This window comes from Terriglobia bacterium, from assembly GCA_032252755.1.
Lineage (GTDB): Bacteria > Acidobacteriota > Terriglobia > Terriglobales > Acidobacteriaceae > JAVUPY01.
This window is the reverse complement of the sequence record JAVUPY010000051.1, coordinates 15,750-36,952: the sequence shown is the minus strand read 5'-3', so window position 1 is coordinate 36,952 and position 21,203 is coordinate 15,750. Positions and strand designations below refer to the sequence as shown.

General features: G+C 57.7%; 18 protein-coding genes. 10 read left to right on the top strand and 8 right to left on the bottom strand.

Annotated elements, in window-relative coordinates; all coding sequences use genetic code 11:
- Window positions 1–52: 52 nt before the first annotated feature.
- Complete coding sequence (locus ROO76_10740; GenBank protein ID MDT8068627.1) at window positions 53–1,231, bottom strand: alkaline phosphatase family protein; 1,179 nt, start codon at window positions 1,229–1,231, stop codon at window positions 53–55.
- Between the two features lie 126 nt (window positions 1,232–1,357).
- Between ROO76_10740 and pyrH the strand changes: the two genes are divergently transcribed.
- Both pyrH and frr read left to right on the top strand, forming a co-directional pair.
- Complete coding sequence (gene pyrH, locus ROO76_10735) at window positions 1,358–2,074, top strand: UMP kinase (protein ID MDT8068626.1); 717 nt, start codon at window positions 1,358–1,360, stop codon at window positions 2,072–2,074.
- 95 nt (window positions 2,075–2,169) lie between these two features.
- Complete coding sequence (gene frr, locus ROO76_10730) at window positions 2,170–2,757, top strand: ribosome recycling factor (GenBank protein MDT8068625.1); 588 nt, start codon at window positions 2,170–2,172, stop codon at window positions 2,755–2,757.
- 53 nt (window positions 2,758–2,810) lie between these two features.
- Here the strand turns inward: frr and ROO76_10725 are convergent, their stop codons facing one another.
- The gene (locus ROO76_10725; GenBank protein ID MDT8068624.1) at window positions 2,811–3,968 is read right to left on the bottom strand and encodes a PP2C family protein-serine/threonine phosphatase; all 1,158 of its coding nucleotides are present in this window, start codon (window positions 3,966–3,968) and stop codon (window positions 2,811–2,813) included.
- Window positions 3,969–4,063: 95 nt separating this feature from the next.
- Between ROO76_10725 and ROO76_10720 the strand changes: the two genes are divergently transcribed.
- Window positions 4,064–4,594 carry a GNAT family N-acetyltransferase gene (locus ROO76_10720; protein ID MDT8068623.1) on the top strand — a complete coding sequence of 177 codons (531 nt, stop codon included), beginning with the start codon at window positions 4,064–4,066 and terminating at the stop codon, window positions 4,592–4,594.
- 95 nt (window positions 4,595–4,689) lie between these two features.
- A complete protein-coding gene (locus ROO76_10715; GenBank protein ID MDT8068622.1) occupies window positions 4,690–5,418 on the top strand; it encodes a YoaK family protein in 729 nt (242 codons plus the stop codon).
- 89 nt (window positions 5,419–5,507) lie between these two features.
- Here the strand turns inward: ROO76_10715 and ROO76_10710 are convergent, their stop codons facing one another.
- Window positions 5,508–6,503 carry a hypothetical protein gene (locus ROO76_10710; GenBank protein MDT8068621.1) on the bottom strand — a complete coding sequence of 332 codons (996 nt, stop codon included), beginning with the start codon at window positions 6,501–6,503 and terminating at the stop codon, window positions 5,508–5,510.
- A gap of 492 nt (window positions 6,504–6,995) precedes the next feature.
- Here ROO76_10710 and ROO76_10705 point away from each other — a divergent pair, with 492 nt between their 5' ends.
- The 4 genes from ROO76_10705 (at window position 6,996) to ROO76_10690 (ending at window position 14,027) form a co-directional block, all read left to right on the top strand.
- Window positions 6,996–9,077: a molybdopterin-dependent oxidoreductase gene (locus ROO76_10705; GenBank protein MDT8068620.1), complete on the top strand. Its 2,082-nt coding sequence runs from the start codon at window positions 6,996–6,998 to the stop codon at window positions 9,075–9,077.
- A 222-nt stretch (window positions 9,078–9,299) separates the two neighbouring features.
- On the top strand, window positions 9,300–12,071 hold the full coding sequence (gene bamA / locus ROO76_10700) for an outer membrane protein assembly factor BamA (GenBank protein ID MDT8068619.1): 2,772 nt from the start codon (window positions 9,300–9,302) through the stop codon (window positions 12,069–12,071).
- A 295-nt stretch (window positions 12,072–12,366) separates the two neighbouring features.
- Complete coding sequence (locus ROO76_10695; protein ID MDT8068618.1) at window positions 12,367–13,044, top strand: OmpH family outer membrane protein; 678 nt, start codon at window positions 12,367–12,369, stop codon at window positions 13,042–13,044.
- A 248-nt stretch (window positions 13,045–13,292) separates the two neighbouring features.
- Complete coding sequence (locus ROO76_10690; protein MDT8068617.1) at window positions 13,293–14,027, top strand: energy transducer TonB; 735 nt, start codon at window positions 13,293–13,295, stop codon at window positions 14,025–14,027.
- Window positions 14,028–14,579: 552 nt separating this feature from the next.
- Here the strand turns inward: ROO76_10690 and lepA are convergent.
- From lepA to treZ, 3 genes are all read right to left on the bottom strand, one after another.
- On the bottom strand, window positions 14,580–16,394 hold the full coding sequence (lepA, locus tag ROO76_10685; GenBank protein MDT8068616.1) for a translation elongation factor 4: 1,815 nt from the start codon (window positions 16,392–16,394) through the stop codon (window positions 14,580–14,582).
- Between the two features lie 137 nt (window positions 16,395–16,531).
- A complete protein-coding gene (locus tag ROO76_10680) occupies window positions 16,532–16,897 on the bottom strand; it encodes a glyoxalase (GenBank protein MDT8068615.1) in 366 nt (121 codons plus the stop codon).
- A 119-nt stretch (window positions 16,898–17,016) separates the two neighbouring features.
- Window positions 17,017–18,798 (bottom strand): malto-oligosyltrehalose trehalohydrolase, encoded by a 1,782-nt coding sequence (gene treZ / locus ROO76_10675; protein MDT8068614.1) that lies wholly within the window; start codon window positions 18,796–18,798, stop codon window positions 17,017–17,019.
- Between the two features lie 101 nt (window positions 18,799–18,899).
- On the opposite strand from treZ, the gene ROO76_10670 reads away from it, so the two are divergent.
- On the top strand, window positions 18,900–19,460 hold the full coding sequence (locus ROO76_10670; GenBank protein MDT8068613.1) for a Maf family protein: 561 nt from the start codon (window positions 18,900–18,902) through the stop codon (window positions 19,458–19,460).
- A gap of 76 nt (window positions 19,461–19,536) precedes the next feature.
- Here the strand turns inward: ROO76_10670 and tatA are convergent, their stop codons facing one another.
- A complete protein-coding gene (gene tatA, locus ROO76_10665; GenBank protein ID MDT8068612.1) occupies window positions 19,537–19,749 on the bottom strand; it encodes a twin-arginine translocase TatA/TatE family subunit in 213 nt (70 codons plus the stop codon).
- A gap of 223 nt (window positions 19,750–19,972) precedes the next feature.
- Here tatA and ROO76_10660 point away from each other — a divergent pair, with 223 nt between their 5' ends.
- On the top strand, window positions 19,973–20,317 hold the full coding sequence (locus ROO76_10660; GenBank protein MDT8068611.1) for a phage holin family protein: 345 nt from the start codon (window positions 19,973–19,975) through the stop codon (window positions 20,315–20,317).
- On the opposite strand, the gene ROO76_10655 is transcribed toward ROO76_10660, so the two are convergent.
- Complete coding sequence (locus ROO76_10655) at window positions 20,314–21,021, bottom strand: thiamine phosphate synthase (protein ID MDT8068610.1); 708 nt, start codon at window positions 21,019–21,021, stop codon at window positions 20,314–20,316. The two genes, ROO76_10660 and ROO76_10655, sit on opposite strands and share 4 nt — an antisense overlap.
- Window positions 21,022–21,203: the final 182 nt, after the last annotated feature.

The window sequence follows — 21,203 nt, the reverse complement described above, 5'->3', positions numbered from 1 at the left end:
AAAACCCACATCTGCTGACTGCGGCAGATGTGGGGTACCGTTACGGCGATCCTTACTGGAACAGGTCGGAGAGGTCGTTGGACTGGGTGTTGCGGGTGTTGAGGGTTGGGAGTCCCCAGTTGTTCTGGATGAAGCGAAGAATGGAGACGTGATCCATCTGGACGTGCGACACGTAGTGCTGCTTCGCCAAGGGCGAAATCACAAGCAGTGGAACACGTGGGGCCAAGCCCTGAGAATCGACCGGCGGTGGGGGGACGTGATCGTACCACCCGCCGAAGTCATCCCAAGTGACAACGACTGCTGTGCTGCTCCAGATCGGTGAAGCCTGGAGTTCTTTCACGAGGGTATCGATGAAATTGATGCCGTAGGTGATGGAAGCGGAACCAGGGTGCATCTCGTCGCGATGGTTGGGAAAGACGAATGTGACGGCGGGGAAATTGCCGCTCGCGAGATCGGTGGCGAAGTGCGAGTAATCCTTGGTGAGCTTATAGGTGCTGGTGAAGTACTGAAAGGGGTTGTGAAGCGGGCTGTAGGCAGAACAGTTGCCGTTGTCTTCCTGATAGGCGGCCCAGGAGATCCCCGCCTTGGTGAGTTCGTCGCCGACGTTGGGGAAGGTGAGCGGGGTGGCGGCAGAGTCCGGCAGATTACAGGGGCCGTAGTAGGGCTGTACGGAATAGACGAAATTGTTGTCAGATGCTCCGACCATGTAGAGCTGGTTCGTCGGGGCTTCGCCGACGACGGAGCTGAAGTAATTGTCGGCGATGGCATATTGTTGCGCGTAGTTCCACAGGGTGCTCATGCCGGAAAGAGTGTTGTCGTAATAACCCATGGATTCGTCGCCTTCCGTGTAGGCGAACTTGTCCATGGCGCCGCCGTCGATATCATCCGCATACTTGATGTGGCCTTCGGGCAGTGCCGGGGGGGCGAGATTCGCGAGCAGGGAGGGCGAGACGGAGTTGCCAGCCTGATCCGTCTGCGTGTAACCGGGCACTCCCGCGTGTTGGCCATTGATGGTATTGCCATTGGTCGGGGGCATCATGCCGAAGAGGTGATCGAAGCTGGCATTTTGCATTTCGATGACCACCAGATGCTGAACCGTGGCATGGGCCGGCGGTGGGTTGTTGCCGGGGGGCGGGTCGTTTGGGGAACTGGTTGAGCCGCCACAACTGGTAAGAATGATGCTGAAACAGAGCAGTAGCAGAGCCGCTGGGGTTCGGCCGAAAAGGGACATTATCTGAAACACCTCAAGACGCGTTTTGAAACGCGATGAGTGCTGCGGGTTGGCCCAAGTGCTGAGAGAAATGGAGTTTATTTCTCCCGCGGCGAACACATCATTTACACTGGTGCGGTACTCGCCATGGAACAACCGTTTTACAAACGTGTTTTGCTGAAGCTTTCCGGGGAGGCGCTTGCGGCCGACCGGGGATTTGGTGTGGATAGCGCGCGGATTCACGAAATAGCCGCCGAGATCAGGGAAGTACACGACCTTGGAGTGGAACTCGCGATCGTGGTGGGCGGCGGGAATTTTTTCCGCGGTGTTGCCGACCAGGCCCGGGACATGGACCGCGTTTCCGCGGATCATATGGGCATGCTGGCCACGGTTATCAACGCGCTGGCGCTGCAGGACGCGCTGGAAAAGTGTGATATTTACACACGGGTGATGTCGGCAATCGAGATGAACCAGGTGGCTGAACCATTCATCCGGCGTCGCGCCATTCGCCATCTCGAGAAGGGGCGTGTGGTCGTGTTCGCGGCCGGGACCGGCAATCCCTATTTCTCGACCGATACGGCGGCGTCGCTGCGCGCGATGGAGATTAAGGCCGACGCGATCCTGAAAGCCACTAAAGTTGATGGGATTTACGATGCCGACCCCATGAAAGTGGTCGATGCAAACAAATTCGACCAGATCTCGTACCTGGAAGTGCTGAAGCAGGGTTTGCGATTCATGGACGCGACGGCGATCAGCCTGTGCCGGGAAAATAACTTGCCCATCGTGATCTTCAACCTGAATACGCGAGGAAATATCAAGCGCGTGGTGATGGGAGAACGGATCGGATCAGTGGTTACCGAGTAAGAAATGCCCCACGTCTGCTTAAGACGGCAGACGTGGGGCACGGAATGTTTAAAGATTTATAATCGTGCGTTCTAACAGGCGAGGCTAAACGACCTATGGCTGCTATCAACATGGCCGCTGTACCTGCACTCAAAGAAACGTATACACAACTGAAGTCGCGGATGGATAAAGCCGTCGAGGATTTCCGACAGGAAATGGCTGCAACACGGACAGGGCGCGCCTCCGTGCACATGCTGGACAGCGTGCATGTGGACGCTTACGGGTCGCAGATGCCGCTCAACCAACTCGCGAATGTGAGCGCGCCGGAGCCGCAACTGATCACGGTTCAGCCGTGGGACATGAGCCTGGTCGGCGCGATCGAGAAAGCGATCCGCTCCGCGGAACTCGGACTGAACCCGATGAACGACGGCAAACTGATCCGTGTTCCGGTGCCATCGCTGACAGAAGAGCGCCGCAAGGAAATGGTGAAGCATCTGCACAAGGTGCTGGAAGAGCACCGGACGGCGATCCGGAACGTCAGGCGCGACGGCAACGACGCCATCAAAAAGGCACTCAAGGATAAGAAGATCACGGAAGACGAAGAGCGCGGCGCGATGGAGCAGATACAGAAACTGACCGACGACGAGATCAAGAAGATGGAAGAGCTGTGTAAAGGGAAAGAGAAGGAAGTTATGCAGGTGTGACCAGAGGGCGTTAGTTCCAGCCGGGCAAAAAGCCCGGCTTTTTCATTGTCTTTCTATTCCGTTCTTACCAGCAGGCAGGTGATGTCGTCGTGCTGGTGCGCCATGCCGGTAAAGCGATTGAGTTCGTTCATCAGGGCCGTAATGGCGTCTTTGGCTTTGTAGGGGCGCAGGGCGGGGACGACGCTCAGCAGGCGCGGTTCGCCGTACTCATCGCCGCGCTCATTCACGGCTTCCACGAGGCCATCGGTGAAGATCAGCAGCAGATCGCCGAAGCCGAGATCCACCGCGCCGGTATCGTAAGGCGCCCGGGAGTCAATGCCAAAGGGTAGTCCACCGCGATCAAGGCGTTCGGTGCGACCGTCGGCACGCAGCAGGATGGGGGCGTTGTGGCCGGCGTTCACGTAGGTAAGCTTTCGGCTGGCCGGTTCGTACTCGCCTAAAAACGCAGTGGTGAAGCGGCGTCCGCTGTTGCTGTGAGCACAGGCATACTCGTTTACGCCGGTGACGATCTCCGTAATGGAACTGGTGTGGTTCAGCAGCGTTTTGAGACTGGCCTGAAAAGTCGCCATCAGCAGCCCGGCGGGGATGCTCTTGCCGGCAACATCTGCAACCACCAGCAGTGCGCGTGCTCCGCGGTCACGAAGCAGGACGTCGTAATAATCTCCGGCGACGGTGTTTTGCGGCCGGTTCACGAATGCGATATCGAGTCCGGCGACTTTGGGTGGCGCGTCGGGAACGAGCCACATCTGGATTTCACGCGCGATTTCGAGGTCGCGCTTCATGGTGACGCGATCGCCGACTTCAAGAATGAGCAATCCGACCAGGATCAACGCGCCGAAGAGGTTAAGGGAGATTGAGACTTGCTGATCGCCGGACTGATATTGGATAACCGGAAAGATCGTCAGGAAAATTCCGATGAGCAGCATGATGCGGCGCACGGGGGTGAGCTTGCGCATCACGGCCCAGAAGAACTGCTTGATCGTCTCCCATGTTCGGTGACGGCGACCGCCCTCGACGGGAGCGAGCTCTGCTTTGTAGAGGCTGTATCCGCTGGTGGCGTCGGCTTTGAATTGGGCCCAGAGTTGCTCGGCCTTGAGACCGTCGGTTATGCGCTCGATGAAACCGCGACCGGGCGAGATCGGTGGCGGGGCAGCGCCACCCCGGTTCGGGCTGGGAGCAGTTCCCATGACGCCATTATATTCTGCGGTCAAGATAGAGCTGAGGCATAGATTGTAAATCGGCAATTTCTGTGTGGCTCCTGACTCTGTGGTGAGTTGGTTTTCAATACTGTGAAATAATTCTTGCGATGCAAGAGCTGATCATTGATTGCGGCGTCTGCCGGTTGCGGCCGTTTCGCGCTGAAGATGCGGACTCGCTGACGCATCACGCGAACAATCGCAAAATTTCGATGCGCGTCCGCGATCGCTTTCCCTATCCCTATACGAGGCAGGATGCAAAGCAGTTTCTCGGGGCCGTAACCAGGCTTGATCACAACGCCACCGAGTTCGTGCTCGCGATTGAGGTGGACGGCCAGGCGGTTGGCGGCATAGGAGTGATACTCGGCACCGATATCGAGCGCATCAGCGGCGAGTTGGGATACTGGCTTGGAGAAGAATTCTGGGGGCGCGGAATCGTGACCGCCGCAATCCGTCAGTTCGCGCCATGGACGATGCAGCGATTCAACCTCATACGCCTGCATGCCGATACCTTCCACGACAATCCAGCATCGGCGCGGGTGCTTGAAAAAGCGGGGTTCACCAAGGAAAGCGTGAAGCGGCGAGCGGCAATCAAGAACGGCGAGATCAAGGACCTGAATGTCTACGTGATGCTCAAGTAAGAAGGCTCTCGTCGAGTGACGCTAGCACTTAATTCCATCCACAGAAAGATTCTGTCACGCAACAAGCAGCCTTCCACTAAACATCCCAAGGAACAGTGAAGAACTGGGCCAAGGGTGTCGTCGCGCTGCTGCTGACGTTCACAGCAGGATGCGTGGACATCATCGGGTTCATGAGCCTATATAAGACGTTTACGGCTCACATGACGGGACTGACCGTCCACTTGGGGCAGGACGCGGTGCGGGTTCACGCACACGACGCTTTGATCCTTACGGCAACTCTCGGGGCATTTGTTTCCGGGTCGGTGGTGGGGCGGATACTGGTGGAGGTCGGCCTGCGAAAGAAACTGCGCAGTCCGGCCAGCCCGGCGCTTCTGCTTGAATTTGTTCTCCTTTTTGCTGTTGCGTGGGCCGGAGTTGTGCCGGGGTGGCGGGTGGCGATGGTCATTCTGCTGGCCGGCGCAATGGGCGTCCAGACGGCGGCGTTGACGCGGGTCGGCTCGCTCACCGTACACACAACCTTTGTCACGGGCATGCTGAATAAGCTGGCACAGCTTCTGTCGCACGCCATATCCCTCGAGTACGACGTGGTGCGCGGGAGACATGAGCGTTTGCACCTCCGCCCGGTGGTTTATCGGCAGGTGGCATTCATTGCCTCGATCTGGGTCGCGTATTTTGCCGGGGCGGTGACGGGCACGGCCACAGAGATGGCATGGTCGGTCAGGGCATTGTTCGTGCCGGCTGGAGTGGTGCTGGGCGTCGCCGTTTTCGACCAGGTGAAGCCGCTTGGGATCGAGGAGGAGTTGCGGGATAAGGGAGAGCGATGAGCAGCGGAAGTTCCAACTACAATTTACCCGCAAGCGAGTTAGAGAACTCAAGGATCTGAACGTGTGCCTGATGCTGAGGTGAACCGTTCTCACCGTCCACTGAAGCTCCACAACTCCATAGTGCCGTCCATCGCGCTTCGGATGAAGGTAAATTTCCCATGACTGTAGCATCCAAATGCCAAGCCGATATCCGGAGAGACATACGTTGCAATCTCGCTGCCGTCATTAGAATAAACAACTTTGACTATGGTTGAAACTTCGCTGGTACGGCCCTCCTTCATTTCCATTCGAGCAAACACTAGAGCGAGATGACCGCCCGACTCCTTCATGTCGTAAAAGTCATAGTCCGCGGGCTCCGAGATATGAAGAGTGTTCCTAATTGTTCCTGAAGGCGTAACAACCAGAATCGTCGCTTCTTTCTTTTCTCCGTGGGAAGGAAGCTTCAGGTACGCATTCTCGTCGGAGCCAGTAATCATAGAGACCAACTCGCCGACTGGCTCCAAGGCGGCTTGATCTTTGGCATCGTCGAACTTCTGTATCTGGCGCAAAAGGCCGCCCCGGCTGTCGAATAATGTCAGCATCCGTTGCGGCCTGTAGGCGGGCACATTGAAAACTGATCCCAGCACAAGAAATTCCCCGCCTTTCAGAACGGCGAGTCGGTCGGCTCGATATGAGGACAGCGCGAGTCTTATTCGTCCTCTTTCTTCATCACTTGTAAGCGTTACAACGAAGTTTGGTGGAATCTCTGGACGGCCCTCGGTGACTTTGATCGCTCCTGTCACCAGCACTGACACGTCGCCCGCGGGCGAGACACTGAAATCACGGACCTGTTCGGATTCTTTGAGAGCGATTGGCATCCGAATAGCTTCACGGCCCGACGACGGAACCCGCAATATTGCATTGTCTCCCACAGGCTGGAGATAAATCCGGGAGTCTTCGTCACAGCGAATCGGCCCGGACAATAAAGAGGCTGTTTGGCCCATAACTCTAGTTACATCCATGCGACCGACGGGCTCTTGGGCTAACACGAGGCCTAGGGGACTAAGAATCAGCGTTATCGATATGATTCCGCGCGGGATATTCATTGGCTTCTCAGTTCTTTGGTCTTCAGTGCGACGTAGGCCCCTGAACAGTTTGGGGCAAGAATGACGCGATCTGGGCTCAAAGCCGCCAGTTGTTGCGCATTCTTCTCAATTAGCTTGGTGACCCATGTGCACGGCATAACGACGTAACCGTTGTATGGCGTAAATGTTCCCCCGCAGCATGTAACGGGAAAATGCCCGCACATTGTGCCGAAATTATCAACCCATGAATAACAATCTGGATACAGGAAGAAGTGCTCTGTGCAAGATCCAGCTTGACAGGTATTCATACTCGGGTAGCCACCCCCGGTTGGACACCGGACGAGTTGAGCCGAGCATGTCTAAGCGAGGAATACCAGCAGACAGATCGATGCATACCAGATGTGCCGTTTCATACGTTCTCCTTTCCACCTACAAACGCCAACACCATACAACATTCTTCATCTTGGCGGCGATGAATTCGTCTGTGAAATTTCTGCGATAATTGACCCCGCTATGAAGAAAGTAGTTCATGCCGCCTGCCCGCATGATTGTCCGGATGCCTGTGGGGTTTTGATCACGGTTCAGGATGGGCGGGCGACGAAGATACAGGGCGATCCGGAGCATCCGGTGACCCGCGGATTCTTGTGCGCGAAGGTGGCGAAGTATCTGGATCGGGTGTATTCGCCTGACCGCGTGCTGTACCCCATGCGCAGGAAGGCGGCCAAGGGCACTGGCGGGTTCGAGGCGTTTGCGAGGATCTCGTGGGAGGAGGCGCTGGACGAGATTGAGAAGAAGTTTCGCGAGATCTCAGCGGAGTTCGGGTCCGAGGCGATTCTTCCCTACTCTTACGGCGGGACGCTGGGGGCTCTGAACGGCGGGGGCATGGACCGGCGGTTCTTTCATCGTCTTGGGGCTTCGCAACTGGACCGGACGATTTGTTCGACGGCAGGTGAAGCCGGGCTCACGAGCGTGCAGGGCGCGAAGTACGGGACCGAGCCGGAACAGTTCCGGCACTCGAAGTACATCATCGCGTGGGCCGCCAACATTCACGGCAATAACGTTCACCTGTGGCCCTTCATTGAAGAGGCGCGGCGGAACGGGGCGAAACTCGTCGTCATTGATCCCTATCGAACGCGGACGGCACGATGCGCCGACTGGTACATCCCGATTGCGATGGGAACGGACGTCGCGCTGGCGCTGGGGATGATGCAGGTCATCATCGCGGAGAATCTCTACGACGCCGATTACGTCGGCCGCTACGCGCTTGGCTTCGACGAGTTACGCGAACGCGCCAAGGAGTACACGCCGGAGAGGGTTTCGCAGTGGACGGGGATTCCGGCGGAAGATATTCGGCGGCTTGCGCGCGAATACGCCACGACTCGACCGGCTGTCATTCGGCTGAATTACGGCATTCAGCGTGGGGAGAACGGCGGGATGGCGACGCGCGCCGTGGCGATGCTTCCGGTGCTCACAGGTTCGTGGAAAGAGGTTGGCGGCGGGCTGCAGATGTCGCTGAGCGGGGCATTCGAATTAAATGCGGACGAACTCAAGCGACCGGACCTGATGAACACGTCGCTGGGGCGCCCGGCGCGGGTCATCAACATGGTGAAGTTGGGCGAGGCACTGACAGAAATTTCCGATCCGCCAGTTCGAGCGCTCTTCGTATACAACTCCAACCCGGCGGCGGTCTGTCCCAACCACAACAAGGTTATTCGCGGACTTTCACGGACGGACCTGTTCACCGTGGTGGATGAACAGTTCCTGACGGATACGACCGACTACGCCGATATCGTTTTACCGGCGACGACGTTCTTCGAGCATGCGGATCTTCAGAAGGCGTACGGGCATTACTATCTACAGACCTCGACGCAGGCCATCGAACCGCTTGGCGAATGCCGGAGCAATGTCGAGGTTTTTCGAGCGCTGGCGGAGCGGATGGGGTTCACCGAGCCGTGCTTCCGCGACAGCGTCGAGGAGATGATTGACGGGGCGCTGCGAACAGATCACCCGTGGATGCAGGGCATCACGCGCGAGCGGTTGGACCGGGAGAACCACGTGCGCCTGAAGTTCGATGGCGACGGCAAGCCGTTCCTTCCGTTTGCGGACGGCAACTTCCCTACCCCGAGCGGCAAAGCAGAGTTTTACAGTGAAGCGCTGAAGGCCAGGGGGCTCGACCCGGTTGTGTCGTTTATTCCGCCGGCGGAGTCGCGGCATATGGAAGGGGCGAAGAAGTATCCGCTGGAGATGCTGGCGCGCAAGGCGGACAATTTTCTCAACTCGACTTTCAACAACCTGCCCTCGCATAAGCCGCTGGAGAATGGCAGCATGGGTGTGCTGGAAATCGCTGCGGAAGACGCCCGGGGCCGCTGTGTCAACGATGGGGACAAGGTTCGTGTTTTCAATGACCGGGGCTCGCTGGAGCTAATCGCGCGCATTTCGGATGCGATTCGCCCCGGAACGGTGTCGGCGCGATTACACTGGGCGAAGCTCAGTGTCGACAAGAAGAACGTCAATGTCCTGACTTCCGACCGCTTAACCGATCTCGGGGGCGGACCGACGTTTTATTCCACACTGGTGGAAGTGATACGGCGCTAAAGAGGGGCCACCCAGGCAATCCGCAAGCTGCAGTCATTGTCTTTACAGGTTCTTTACAGTCCAGCGGCTGCTCCGATTGGTTTTAATGCCTGTGCTCCCGTATAATTGCGATTTCCGCGCTCCAAAGCTCTAGCTATTGAGGGTCTTATTATTCTCGGTATTCATTACACCCCACATCGAGCGACCGGCCGCACTCGTGCGGTCACTCGAGCTGTTTCCCTGATGCTGGGCTTTGTGTTCCTGTTCTTGTGTGGCACAGCCGTAGCTCAAAACGACATCATCACGGACATCCAAATTCACGGTAACCGCCGCATCCCCGCCGACACGATCCGGGCACGCATCTTCACCCGAGCGGGCGATATTTACGATCAAAACGGAATCGAGCGGGACTTCAACTCGCTGTGGAATACCGGGTTCTTCGACGATCTTCGCTTCGAGCGCGAGCAGACACCGAAGGGGTGGATTCTCCACATCTACGTCAAAGAGAAACCGACGATCCGCGACATCGAGTACGTTGGGTTGAAGTCGGCTTCCCAGTCGGACGTGCTGGATAAGTTCAAAGAGGCCAAGGTCGGACTTAGCAAAGAGAGCCAGTACGATCCGACGCGCGTGAAAAAGGCCGAGGTCGTACTGAAGCAGCTGCTGGCCTCACGCGGACGCCAGTTCGCCACGATCAAGACCGAAGTGACCCCGATTCCCCCAGCGGCGGTCAAGGTCACCTTCAATATCAACGAAGGCCCGAAGGTTAAGGTCGGCAAGATCACGTTCGAAGGCAACAAGAAGGTTGGATACCGCTACCTGCGCAGCGCGATGCGCAACCTTCGGCCAATCGGCATACCGCATTCGATCGTGCTTGAGAATCTCTTTGCCAAGACCTACGACGCGACCAAGCTGAACGAAGACGTCGAGCGTGTGCGGTTTGCGTACCAGGACAAGGGGTACTTCAAGGCAGTGGTTGAGGATCCAAAGACGAAGTTGCGCGACGTCGGCGGCATTCACTGGTACTTCCCGTTCAAGACCTACCACGGCAAGGTGGTCGACATTAACATCCCGGTCGACGAAGGCGATCAATATCGGATTAAAGCGATCACCTTCACGGGCAATAAAGCCTTGCCGAACAGCGCGGCCCTGCGACGAGTATTCAAGATCAAGGATGGGGACGTATTCAACCGCACGGCGATCGGCAAGGGCCTGGAAGACTTGCGCAAACTGTACGGCGAGTTCGGGTACATCAACTTCACCTCCGTGCCGGATACGGAAGTCGATGAAGAGCACAAGCTGATCACGATCAAGATCGACATCGATGAAGGTAAGCCCTATTACGTCCGGCGCATCGAGTTCGAAGGCAACACAACCACGCGAGACAAGGTTATCCGGCGCGAACTGGCGCTCGAAGAAGGGCAGCTTTACAACAGCCGCCTCTGGGAACTAAGCCTGCTGCGACTGAACCAGTTGCAGTATTTCGACACGCTGAAGCCGGACCAGGATTCGGAAGTCAAGCAGAACAACCAGAACAACACGGTCGATATCACGCTGAAAGTCCACGAGAAGGGCAAGAACTCGATCGGCCTCACGGGTGGCGTGAGCGGCCTGGCCGGCTCCTTCATCGGACTGAACTACCAGACGAACAATTTCCTCGGTAAAGGCGAGACGCTGACCGTGGAGGCGAACGTCGGCAGCCGCGAACGCAACATTGTGTTCGGGTTTACCGAGCCCTACCTGTTCGACCGGCCGCTGCAACTCGGGTTCACGGTTTTCAGCAGTAAGTTCACGTTCGACCAGGCGCAGCAGGCGAACATCGCAACCGGCCAGAACCTCAACCTGCCGCAGAACTTCCTGCAATCGTTGCAGAACTACGCGCAGAGCAGCACCGGATTCACACTGGGCCTCAGTTATCCACTGCACCGGTCATTCAAGCGCGTCGGATTGACGTATTCGTTGGACAACACGTCGATCACGACCTACACGCAAGCATCACAGCAGTTGTTCGAGTCGCTGGCGTTCCGAGGAATCTCCGGACCGAATGCGCTGGAAGGTATGGTCACCAGCAAGTTGGTACCTAGTTTCTCGGAAAATACGATCGATAACCCGGTGCATCCGCACAACGGGCATAGCCTGTACATCGCGGCGGACATTTCCGGCCTCGGCGGCAACGTGCGCATGATTCGGCCGATCATCGAGTGGAAGAAGTGGTACCCGGTCAACAAAGGACGCAACTCGATCGGCTATCGGGTCCAGGGCTCGTTCGTGAGTGGCTACAGTGGGGTTGTTGCACCGCCTTTCAATCGCTTTTACCTCGGCGGCGATACCGATATTCGCGGATTCGATATTCGCGCTATTTCGCCGATCGCTTTCCTGACGACGAACTTAAATATCGGACTGACAAACCCGGATGGCACTCCGGTTCCTGTGGATCCGAACAATCCGCGGCGCGGTAGCGTAACGATCCCAATTCCGGTCCAGACTCTGGTTTATCCCGGTGGCGACACCAGCATCGTTACAAACCTCGAATACCGTATCCCAATCGCAGGCCCTGTGACCTTCGCACCATTCCTCGATACCGGATGGGATATGGCGCTTCGGCAATCGGAACTGCGGCTGGCACAGCAAGAACTGGATCTGCTGAACACAACGCCATTCGGTTGTCCGGGAATCGATCCGATCACGTTCGGGTGCATCGGCTCGAAGACCTTCTCTTTCAATAAGGACGTCAAGCCGATTTCATCGACGAATTACCAGACGCGCATGTCCACCGGACTCGAGTTGCAGGTGATCCTGCCGATCGTAAACGCGCCGTTCCGGATCTACTACGCGTACAACCCCCTGCGGCTTGATACCATTGCGACCCCGAAGAATTACCTGACGCGCGACCTGTTCCCACCGGGCGCGGCGGGCGATTACACGTTCCAGCAGGCGGAGGCGCTCTACGGCTCGAGGTACAGACTTCGTGAGCCGCGGAAAACCTTCCGCTTCACGGTCGCAACTACGTTCTAGGAGCAGCTGCCGGTTCCCGGTCCCGAGTTGCGGGCAAAATTGCTTCCCCGGGGCCGGTGGCAGACTGCGGTCGATAAGGCAGGTTAAACGTGGGTTCTCGAGTCAGAGCAGCCCGAAAGTGGCATGTAAGATGCGCAACATAGGTTTGACCTTGGCGGGCGCAAAATCCTATAATCAAGCGGTTGAACCCTGAAATTTTTTGGCTTGGGCCGGCCCAAAAGGTGGTTCCCTCCGCCGCCCTGCAACGAAAGGTTTCTCGGATTTCCCGAACAGTTTCAAGGAGTCAAGCAACACAATGAAACGCAACTTTGCTCGTTTCCTCCCGGCGTTGGCGCTCGCCATGTTTGTGCCGGTTCTTGCCGCGCCCAGCATGGCGCAGGCTGTCCCCACGGCAACCGGCGGCACCAAGATCGCCGTAGTGAACATCCAGGGCGCGATTTTCGGCTGCAACGAGGGCCAGCGCGATCTGATGGCTCTGCAGAAGCAGTTCGAGCCGAAGAAAGTCGCGCTCGACAACCTTGGCAAGGAAGTTGACAACCTCAAGAAGCAGTACACAGCCCAGGGCGACAAACTGAACCAGGATGCGCGCGACAACCTGCTGAAGCAGATCGACAGCAAGCAGAAGCAGTACCAGCGCGACCTCGAAGATGCGCAGGGTGATTTCAACCAGCAGCAGCAGGAAATCATCAACCGCATCGGAAAGAAGATGCTGCAGGTTCTAGATAAGTACGCGAAGGAGAATGCCTTCGCCGTCGTTCTGGAAGCCGGAGACCAGCAAAGCAACGTCCTGTGGGCGACCGAAGCCGTGAATATCACCCCGGCACTGGTGCAGGAGTACAACGCCGCCTCCGGCGTACCCGCGCCGCCTAAGCCGGCAGGAACCACGGCGCCGGCTGCGACAAAGCCTGGCGCGGCCGCGAAGGCACCCGGCGGAATGGCTTCTTCCAGACCGAGTTCGAAACCGAAACAGTAGTTGAATTAAGTTGACGCTGAGGGCGCGACGACTGTCGCGCCCTTTTTGTTTCCACCCTTCTCATCATTGTCGTCCGACGGTCGTTCTAAAGTTCCCGGATTTTCTGATTTTTATTTTTTCCAAGCTCTCGAACTGATTTCTCGCTCCGGTGTCTGTTGGGGTAGAGGTGGGCGCGGTCGCCGGAACCTCTAAACATCCCGCAAATGCCGGGGTCCGCGCCTGAAGCCGGGTCAATTTGGAGAGGGAGTATGTTTGAGAGCCTGGCACTGGAAAATCCGCGCAGCACTGCGAGAAACTGGACCACTATCGCATCCTTCACGCTGCAAGCCGCCGGACTGGCATTGCTGGTCCTCGCACCAATTGGATACACGCAAGCCGTCGCGCCAAGATTCGCAGAACACCTCGTTACGCCTCTTGGAATGACGAACGTCGACACAGGACCCACGGCGGTTAACGAGAGGCATCCGAATGCGGCACCGGTGCCCTATCACGAAACGACCGCAATCTACGTCGGGGCCGGCCACAATTTGCACCCACATGCGAACGCTGGTCCGTCCACTCAACCGTTCGACCCGAACCTACCATACGTCCCCGGCGGCGGCCTGGTACAGCGTGGCGATGGATTTCCAAATTGGCTGCTTGACGGGGCGAGGCCCGTTGTCAACCCTGCTCCGCCGACCCTCACTCATGCGAAACCCTATCCGGTTTCGCACTTGGCGCTGGGAATGCTGATCAGGCAAGTGCAACCGGTTTATCCGGCAATGGCCAAGGCGACACGCACGCAAGGCAAAGTTCTTCTGGCGGCAGTCATTGACAGCAATGGAAGGATTACGCGGCTTCGAGTCTTGGCTGGTCACCCGCTGCTGATTCCGGCAGCCATCGATGCGGTTCGGCAGTGGCGATACCGCCCGTACATCCTGAATGGTCAACCAGTGGAGGTTGAAACGCAGATCACGGTAAATTTCACCTTGCAGCAAAACTGAACCTTGCCCTGGCTCTGTGCCTCGTCGATCAGATCCGCGATTTACGGCGAGGCACTTTTTTTGTGGGTGCCGCGAATCCATCTTCATGAATGTTCTTGACTGCCCCATGAATGCTGCACAGCTACTCCGGTTTGCCGATTGTCAGATTCGTGTTGGATTTGCGCGGTCTTGCGTTACTGAAGTCATCGGAGCGATCAGGTCACGGCAATCCGGCCTGTGGAAAAGTATGTGGAAGAAAAGCGTGGCTGTACCCTTGTCCGGGAAAATCATCGCAATTGCACCTCAACGAGGGCGATTTCGCGGTTCGCATGTGGTTGATAAATGAGGCGTTACTCACCCGAGAAATTCTGGCTTGACAGTTTGCGGGTTGATTGGCCGGAAAATACGGTCTAAGCAGTTTTGCACACATGTCACCTTAGGATGTGATCCATCCCACAAACAGGTGACGCTGAGAAGTGTGTCAATTTTCAGCAACTTACCGTGTAAGAAAGAAACACGAGGAGTTTCGTGGCCGGGTCTGCGCAGCGCCCCAACGTTACATTCTGGTTAATGTTAGCTGGTCTCACCGCTGACCTTGAGGACGGCCAGAAAAGCTTCCTGCGGGATGTCAACTTTACCGACACGTTTCATCCGGCGCTTGCCTTCCTTCTGCTTCTCGAGAAGTTTGCGCTTACGGGTGATGTCGCCGCCGTAGCACTTTGCGAGAACATTTTTGCGGAGGGCAGCCACCGTTTCCCGAGCGATGATTTTGGCGCCGATCGCCGCTTGGATGGGAACCTCAAACTGCTGGCGCGGAATGAGTTGGCGCATTTTCGTCACCAATGCGCGACCGCGTTCGTAAGCGTGATCCTTGTGCACGATCAACGACAGGGCGTCGACAGGGTCGCCGGCGACGAGGATATCCAGTTTGACCATGGGCGAATCCCACCAGCCGGAAAGGTGGTAATCCAGAGAGGCATAGCCGCGCGAGACGGTCTTCAGACGATCGTAGAAGTCGAGGACGATCTCGTTGAGGGGCAGCTCGTAAGTCAGCATCACTCGGTTGGAACTGACGTATTCGAAGTTCTTCTGTCGGCCACGCTTCTCCTCGACAAGTTTCAGGATGCTGCCGACGTATTCTTCCGCGGTGAGAATCGTGGCGGTGATGATCGGTTCTTCGATTTTTTCAACGAGCGTCGGGTCGGGCCACTTCGAGGGATTGTCGACTTCGACCACCTGGCCGTCAGTAAGCGTAATTCTGTAACGCACGCCTGGCGCCGTGACGATCAGGTCGATGTCGAACTCGCGCTCCAGGCGCTCCTGGATGATTTCCATGTGGAGCAGGCCAAGGAAGCCGCAGCGGAAACCGAAGCCGAGGGCTGCGGAACTCTCGGGTTCGAAGAAGAACGAGGAGTCGTTGAGACGCAGCTTTTCGAGGGCTTCGCGCAGGGCGGTGTGTTCGTGCGAGTCGACGGTGTACAAGCCGGCGAACACCATCGACTTGATGTCTTCGAATCCGGGCAGAGGATCTATCGCGGGATGTGCATCGTCGGTGATGGTGTCGCCGATCTTCGTATCAGCGACGTTCTTGATGGTTGCGAACAGGTATCCGACTTCGCCGGCTTCCAGGCGGTCCATCTCGACCTGCTTGGGGGTCATCACGCCAAGGGACTCGACGTCGAAGGTTTTGCCGTTCGACATGAACCGGATTTTCTGGCCCTTGTAAAGGACGCCATGGACGACGCGCGCGAGCACGCCGACGCCGCGATAGGGATCGAACCAGGAGTCGAAGATCAGGGCTTCGAGCGGCGCTTCCGGATTTCCTCTTGGCGGCGGGATCCGATGGACTACCGCCTCCAGCACTTCGGCGACGCCGAGACCGGTCTTGGCGCTGATTGGGAGCGCGTGGCTGGCATCAAGACCCACGGCGCCTTCGATCATCTCTTTGGTCCGCTCTACATCCGCGCTGGGAAGATCGACTTTATTGATCACCGGGATGATTTCGAGGCCGTGATTGATCGCCAGATAAGCATTGGCCAGCGTCTGCGCCTCGACGCCCTGGGTAGCATCGACCAGCAGAATGGTGCCTTCGCAGGAAGCCAGCGACCGGGAAACCTCATAGCTGAAATCGACGTGGCCGGGCGTGTCGAGCAGGTTCAACTGGTAGGTAACGCCGTCGTGCGCCTTGTACATCATGCGGACCGAGTGCGCCTTGATGGTGATACCTCGCTCGCGCTCCAACTCCATCGCGTCCAGCACCTGTTCCTGTCCTTGCATTTCGCGGGCCGAGAGTGCGCCAGTGGCCTCGAGCAGACGGTCGGAGAGCGTCGTCTTCCCATGGTCAATATGGGCAATGATCGCGAAGTTGCGGATGAAAGAGCGGTCCATCGTAAGTACAGGGAGCACCGCGCATGCGCAGCGCAGGAAACGGCTGCGCGCGGCATGTAGGGCTGTAAGGTTGATTGTAGCATCCGAAAAGCCCCCACCCTGTCGGGACGCGACAAGGGGTTAGGGCGCAAACCGCTTCAGAGAGCGATGAGCTCGATGCGGTTGCCGAAGACGTCCTCAATGTGGCATCGATCTATGCCGGGAATCTCGTGGTCTTCGCGGACTGGCACACCCGCTGCGCGAAGCTTGACGATGAGCCGTCGATAGTTGGTGCAAGTAAGTGCGGGGTGCGCCTTTTTCGCGGGCCGAAAGTTTTCTTCAATGCCGAGATGGACGTGAACATCGCCGCTTTTGAGCCATAGCCCTCCGCGCGCAGCGAGCCTGGGCGGTTTAGGCAGTTCTTCCATACCCAGCAGGGCGCAGTAGAACTGGCGGGCTTCGTCTTCGTGCCCCTTGGGCATGGCAAGTTGCACGTGGTCTAACTTCACGAACGGAACTGACATGAATCTATAGTAAGCGATAGGGTGGGTTGCGTGTGGGTGAGGGCTTAACAGACCCAACGTCTGCTGAAAGCGGCAGAGTGAGGCACGGAGCGGTAGATGTGGGGGACGGAGATTTGCTTCTAACCTCTCACATACACCCTTACGGTATAGCCATCCTCCTCCATGAACAGGGTGGTGTGCCAGCCGGCGGTTCGCGCGTGTTCTTCCTTCCCTCCGCCCCAGCAGGCGCTGACGATGACATCCGGGGATTCGGCGGGAACTTCCATACGCAGGCATTTTTCGCCTATGAGTTCCGCCTTGCACGTGCGACGACCGTGCGTCACGTGCGTTCGGCGCAATTGCAGAAGTTCCCGATACCAGTTGAGCATTTCTTTCTGGTGATCCGTCCACTCCCAATTCAGGCGAGAGCGCTCAAAGGTCTCGTCGTCCTCGGGGTCGGGCACTTCGGTCCAGTCGAAGTCGGCGAACTCCTTGCGGCGGCCTTCGCTTACCGCCTTCTGGAGCGTGGGATCCTCGTAATCTGTGAAGAACTGAAATGGCGCTTGCTCGTCGAACTCCTGCCCCATGAAGAGCAGCGGCGTGTGCGGGGCGAGCAGCAGAAGCGCGGCGGCCCACTTGCGCGCTCCGCGAGAGGTCAGAGCACTGAGGCGCTCGCCCCTGGCGCGATTGCCGACCTGATCATGGTTCTGGATGCAGATGATGTGCGCAGGTAACGGAACCCCGGCGGCACTGGTTCCACGAACGTCGTTCCAGAACCTGAACACCTCTCCTTGAAACGCGAACCCTTCGTTCAGTGCACGCAACAGCAGTTCAGGGCGGCCAGCGAAGTCCTGGTAATACCCTTTGTTTTCCTCTGTAAGGAGCGTATGTACGGCGTGATGGAAATCGTCGCTCCAGACGCCATCGCAGCCGTACTGGGTGATATAGCGGGCGTAGTTCTCATCCGTCTCCGGCATGACGGAGACAATGCGGCCGAGATCGCGGCCAAGTTCGTGAACACGCTCGGCGATTTCCGCGACGATGTGTTTGCCCGAATCGTCCTTAATAGTCTGGACGGCGTCGAGGCGCAGGCCATCGAGGTGATATTCGTCGATCCAGTAGAGCGCATTTCCAATCACGAAGCGCCGGACAGCGTGGGATCCATCGTCGTCGTAGTTGATGGCCTCGCCCCATGGTGTCTGGTGTTTCGCGGTGAAATATGGTCCGAACTGGCGAAGGTAGTTCCCCTCGTTGCCGAGGTGGTTGTAGACCACATCGAGGACGACGGCGAGGCCGTGGTGGTGGGCGGCATCGACAAAACGGCGCAAAGCCGCCGGGCCACCATAACTCGCCTGGACGGCATAGAGGCCGACCCCGTCGTATCCCCAATTGTGCTTGCCGGGAAAGGCGTTCACCGGCAGCAGTTCAATTGCGGTCACGCCGAGTTCTTTCAGGTAAGGCAGCTTTGCAATGGCGGAGTCGAGCGTGCCTTCCTCGGTGAAGGTGCCGATGTGAAGTTCGTAGAGAACGTATTCGTTGTAGTTGAGCCCGTGCCAGGCCTGATCCGTCCAGTGGAACTGCGTGGGATCGATGATTTCCGTCGGTCCGTGGACGCCGTCGGGAAGAAAGCGCGAGATCGGATCGGGCACTGGCGTGCCGCCATCAATAATGTAGAGGTACAGGTCGCCGGGATGGGCGTCGATCTCGAGGACGAAGGTGTCGGCGTCACGAACATCGCCCAGTTCGGGAATCCCATAATCCGATGACCCCAGCCGGCGCATGGGAAAATCGCGATACTCGGAAGCAGAGGCACGCTTCAGACGAATCACAACACGTTCTGCCGCCGGAGCCCAGACGCGGAACTCAGTCAGACCGTTTCGATACGTCGCGCCATTCAAAGCAACCATTGACACAGTTTTCACGCTTGCTAGGAGTCGAATTGGATATCGGAGAGATGCTTCATCTTAAACAGCAAAGTGAGCGGGGCATGCCCTGATCCGTTCAGCCCGTTTACAATCCTCTGATGATCATTCTGGCATCGTCGTCGCCGCGCCGCTCGGAGCTTCTGCGTAATGCGGGAATTCCCTTCCGCGTAAAACCCGCACACGTACCCGAGTCGCCTGCCCCCGGCGAGGTGCCGCTTTTGTACACGAAGCGACTGGCCCGCGACAAGGCCGTTGCTATCCAAAAGCAGTTCCCGGGGTGTTTTGTGCTGGGCGCCGACACGATCGTGATCACGGACGAGCACCTGCTGGAAAAACCCTCTGACCAGGACGACGCGATTCGCATGCTGCGCTTGTTGAGCGACCGCACGCACACGGTGACGACGGGAGTGTGCCTGGTAACGCCTGATGGCAAGGAGGACGTGCGTAGCGAAACGACGCAGGTGACATTTGGGCCGATGACGGATACTGAGATTCGCAGCTATGCAGCCAGCGGAGAACCCCTGGACAGGGCCGGAGCGTACGCGATCCAGGGGCTGGCGTCACGGTACGTACGGCGCATCCAAGGGTGCTATTTCAATGTTGTGGGATTGCCGGTGCCTCTGGTGTACCGCATGTTGAAAGAGCACGCCGCTATTTGATGGTCGCAATGGCGCGCTTGAGCCGGATGCAAAAACGCGCTCCAGACGCGGAGCGCGTACTCACAGCTGTTCAACTCTACTTTTTGTCTGCGGGGGTCTCGCCGTCTTTCACCGCGGACTTGAAATTGCGAATTCCTTCGCCCAATCCCTTGCCCAGCTCGGAGAGCCTGCCGGGGCCAAAAATCAACAGCGCGATGGCGAGGATAATCAGGATCTCGGGGAGACCCAGTTTGCCAATCATGGAAACCTCCAATTCAAACGCCCGCCGAATCGCAGCCGGGACGAACATGCGTCGCATCCGCCAGCGGCACGGGCCGCCGTACGGGTCCTTGGGGCGATAGCTATAGTCTAGGCCAGAGGCAATCGGTAGTAAAGTTCAGGACACAGATATCGGGCGAGGCGTGCCGCCCAGAGTACCCCGTTCGGAATAATCGTGAATCCGGCCGAGCACCGCTGTTTGTTGCTTTGCGTGAGCCTGACTTCGCAGCATAATATGCACAACCATGCTACGAATGCTCGTCAATTGGCTTCTGAGCGCCATCCTGCTCCTGGTCGTCTCACGAGTGGTGCCGGGGTTTGTTGTCGCCACGTTCGGCGCGGCCTTGATCGCCGCCGTGGTGATTGGCTTTGTCAACGCGACACTCGGACTTGTGTTGAAGGTACTCACGTTTCCGCTCACGATTTTCACCCTGGGAATCTTCCTGCTGGTGGTCAACGCGCTGATGCTGTTGCTCTCGGCGAAGTTCGTTCCGGGTTTCACGATACGCGGGTTCGCGCCTGCGTTCTGGGCGGCGGTGCTGCTGGCGGTACTGCACCTGCTGCTGCGCTGGATCATGCCGAAGAAACGGGAAGACTAGAGTGGTCGCGAACTCCACTCTCTCAGTGCCCCGGCGGTTTCCGTGATGTCGCCTTCCTGGAATATTCGGATTCCCGCGATTCCGGCGGCCCCAACACGCATGCATTCTGCCGCATTCTCGATTGTTATTCCGCCGAGAGCCAGAACTGGGATCGTGGAACGCTGATCGCCAGCTTCAACCCGCCTATCGAGCGGCTCCCCAACGCGGGTGGCCTGACGGAGAGCAGCCAATCCAAGCGGCGGTACGGTCGTGCGAGCCTTCTCGAAAATTGGGGCCAGAACGACAAAATCGGCGCCATGGGATTCGGCGAGACGAACATCGGCTGGAGAATGGCAGGAAACCGCAACTTTCCAAGGAACTGGAGTAGATGGACGGGTCTGAGCCACCGATGCCGCCCAGATTGAACGGGCATCCGCCGCTGATATATCCGTGGACGTGAGGTGTACACCGTCAGCGCCAACGGCAAGGGCGACGTCAACGCGAGAGTTGATCAGAAGACGCGTGTTCGCACCGTGATCGCGCACGCCCTGCAGCGCCTGGCGGGCGAGAGATTCCAACTCCCTCGCCGACAGGTCCTTCTCGCGCAACTGAATGTAATCTACGCCGGCCTTTGCGGCTGCGGTAATTCGGCTAAGAAGCGCATGAAGCTGCTCGGTGTGGATGCCGGGGAACTGCTTTCGGTCCGTGATGTAGTACAGGATCATGCAAAGTTGGTGAATACACCCGATTGTACGTTTCGGGCCTCCTGACGCCAATGTCTGCGATTGGAGCTAAAATATAAGGGGTTCCATGAGTGCTGGAGGCGTGCGCTACGCGCATGCAGCGCCATGCTCTTCGTAAGGAATCGTCGATTGAACTCTCTGCTGAACGGCAGCCTGTGGGCTGC

What these genes read in the sequence shown, in the direction of transcription:
- ROO76_10740 (MDT8068627.1), bottom strand. Translation starts at nt 1,231, where the DNA reads ATGTCCCTTTTCGGCCGAACCCCAGCGGCTCTGCTACTGCTCTGTTTC.
- pyrH (MDT8068626.1), top strand. Translation starts at nt 1,358, where the DNA reads ATGGAACAACCGTTTTACAAACGTGTTTTGCTGAAGCTTTCCGGGGAG.
- frr (MDT8068625.1), top strand. Translation starts at nt 2,170, where the DNA reads ATGGCTGCTATCAACATGGCCGCTGTACCTGCACTCAAAGAAACGTAT.
- ROO76_10720 (MDT8068623.1), top strand. Translation starts at nt 4,064, where the DNA reads ATGCAAGAGCTGATCATTGATTGCGGCGTCTGCCGGTTGCGGCCGTTT.
- ROO76_10710 (MDT8068621.1), bottom strand. Translation starts at nt 6,503, where the DNA reads ATGAATATCCCGCGCGGAATCATATCGATAACGCTGATTCTTAGTCCC.
- ROO76_10705 (MDT8068620.1), top strand. Translation starts at nt 6,996, where the DNA reads ATGAAGAAAGTAGTTCATGCCGCCTGCCCGCATGATTGTCCGGATGCC.
- bamA (MDT8068619.1), top strand. Translation starts at nt 9,300, where the DNA reads ATGCTGGGCTTTGTGTTCCTGTTCTTGTGTGGCACAGCCGTAGCTCAA.
- ROO76_10695 (MDT8068618.1), top strand. Translation starts at nt 12,367, where the DNA reads ATGAAACGCAACTTTGCTCGTTTCCTCCCGGCGTTGGCGCTCGCCATG.
- ROO76_10690 (MDT8068617.1), top strand. Translation starts at nt 13,293, where the DNA reads ATGTTTGAGAGCCTGGCACTGGAAAATCCGCGCAGCACTGCGAGAAAC.
- lepA (MDT8068616.1), bottom strand. Translation starts at nt 16,394, where the DNA reads ATGGACCGCTCTTTCATCCGCAACTTCGCGATCATTGCCCATATTGAC.
- ROO76_10680 (MDT8068615.1), bottom strand. Translation starts at nt 16,897, where the DNA reads ATGTCAGTTCCGTTCGTGAAGTTAGACCACGTGCAACTTGCCATGCCC.
- ROO76_10670 (MDT8068613.1), top strand. Translation starts at nt 18,900, where the DNA reads ATGATCATTCTGGCATCGTCGTCGCCGCGCCGCTCGGAGCTTCTGCGT.
- tatA (MDT8068612.1), bottom strand. Translation starts at nt 19,749, where the DNA reads ATGTTCGTCCCGGCTGCGATTCGGCGGGCGTTTGAATTGGAGGTTTCC.
- ROO76_10660 (MDT8068611.1), top strand. Translation starts at nt 19,973, where the DNA reads ATGCTCGTCAATTGGCTTCTGAGCGCCATCCTGCTCCTGGTCGTCTCA.
- ROO76_10655 (MDT8068610.1), bottom strand. Translation starts at nt 21,021, where the DNA reads ATGATCCTGTACTACATCACGGACCGAAAGCAGTTCCCCGGCATCCAC.